General features: G+C 71.5%; 1 protein-coding gene. It reads left to right on the forward strand.

All coding sequences use genetic code 11. The features are described 5' to 3' along the window. Positions 1 to 382: 382 nt before the first annotated feature. A partial coding sequence (locus QOZ89_RS47040) for a circularly permuted type 2 ATP-grasp protein (RefSeq protein ID WP_312630400.1) occupies positions 383 to 2,028 on the forward strand: 1,646 nt, incomplete at its 3' end.

Consider the following 2,028-nt stretch of genomic DNA (forward strand, 5'->3'; position numbering starts at 1 on the left):
CGCGCCCGACAGACATCCCATGGGCTCGGATGTCCAGCCACAGCTGGTGACCGCGCATTGGCGCAATACCCACCCAGCCACCTCGTCAGCCCGGTCCCAGCCATACCACCGCCATATGCCAGGGGCCCGGAACCACGCGAGGAGGGCGCCCAGCGCCCGACACGGGGCGAGCGCGCCCAGCGCCTCGCCCCGACAGGTGGTTCCGGGCCGGTCTGTCGGGCCGGGGCCGATCTTCCTTCGGGCTGGGAGTGGGTGCGCGGACGTAACCGGTGCGTGGTGTTCCCTGGGTGGATATCCCGTGTGTTGATGGAGTGGGAGTGGTCACCAGCGGGATCGGTCGGTTGGTTATGTCGTGGAAACATCCGCGCCCTACGCTGCGGCCGTGGCGGACCTGTTCGAGGGATATCCGGCGGAGGTGCAGGCCACCGCCGCTTGGGACGAGGTGTTCGAGGCTGCTGACACGCCTCGAGAGGTGTATGCGGCGCTGTACGACGCGTTGCGGCCGCTGAGCAGTGGTGACCTGGCGGCCCGCAAGGCGGCGCTCGACCGGGCGTTCCGGGACGCGGGCATCACGTTCATCCTGTTCGGGGAGGAGCGCCCCTTCCCGCTGGACCTGGTTCCCCGGCTGCTGTCGGGCCCGGAGTGGGACACCATCGAGCGTGGCGTGGTCCAGCGCGTGCGCGCGCTGGAGGCGTTCCTCGCCGACGTCTACGGCCGCGCCGAGGTCCTCGAGGAGGGCATCCTGCCGCGCCGGCTGGTGATGTCCAGCTCGCACTTCCACCGGGCCGCGCACGGCATCGACCCGCCCAACGGGGTGCGCTGCCACGTCTCCGGCATCGACCTGATCCGCGACGAGCAGGGCCAGTTCCGGGTGCTCGAGGACAACGTCCGGGTCCCGAGCGGGGTCAGCTACGTCATCGAGAACCGCCGTGCGATGACCAGGGTGTTCCCGGAGCTGTTCGCCACCCACCGGGTCCGCCCGGTCGCCGACTACGCCTCCCATCTGCTGCACGCGCTGCGGGCCGCGGCACCACCCGAGGTGGCCGACCCGACCGTCGTCGTGCTCACCCCCGGCATCTACAACGCGGCCTACTTCGAGCACGCGCTGCTCGCCCGGCAGATGGGCGTCGAGCTGGTCGAGGGCCGCGACCTGCTGGTCCGCAACAACCGGGTGACGATGCGCACCACCGAGGGCGAGCAGCCGGTGCACGTCATCTACCGCCGGGTCGACGACGACTGGCTCGATCCGCTGCAGTTCCGGCCCGAGTCGGTCGTCGGCTGCGCGGGGCTCGTCAACGCCGCGCGCGCCGGGCGGGTCACGATCGCCAACGGCGTCGGCAACGGCGTCGCCGACGACAAGCTCATGTACACCTACGTCCCCGAGCTGATCCGGTACTACCTCGGCGAGGAGCCGGTGCTGCCCAACGTCGACACGTACCGGGTCGAGGATCCCGACCAGCGCGCCCACGTGCTCGACCACCTCGACGAGCTCGTCATCAAGCCGGTCGACGGTTCGGGCGGCAAGGGCATCGTCATCGGGCCGCAGGCCACCGACGAGGAGCTCGCGACGCTGCGCGCGCAGGTGATCGCCGACCCGCGCGGCTGGATCGCGCAGCGCGTGGTGCGGCTGTCGACGTCGCCGACGCTGTCCAGTGACCGGCTCGGCCCACGCCACATCGACCTGCGGCCGTTCGCCGTCAACGACGGCAACCGGATCTGGGTGCTGCCGGGTGGGCTCACCCGGGTCGCGCTGCCCAGGGGCAGCCTGGTGGTCAACTCCAGCCAGGGCGGCGGCTCGAAGGACACCTGGGTGCTCGCGCCGGAGCTCGCCGAGGGTGAGCGACCCGGCGCCTACGGCCGGCCGGCCGTAGGCGACTTCCAGACCGCCCAGGGCCCAGACCTCGGCCCCGACTCCTCCGGCGACCAACAGCAACAGCAGCAACAGAACCAGCAGCACGAGGAGCAGCAGGACCCCGAGGTCCCCGAACACCGGACCGGTGCCCAGCGGCGCGGAGGCGCGCCTCCGCG

The organism is Pseudofrankia coriaricola, assembly GCF_032027725.1.
In the GTDB taxonomy this organism is placed as follows: Bacteria; Actinomycetota; Actinomycetes; order Frankiales; family Frankiaceae; genus Pseudofrankia.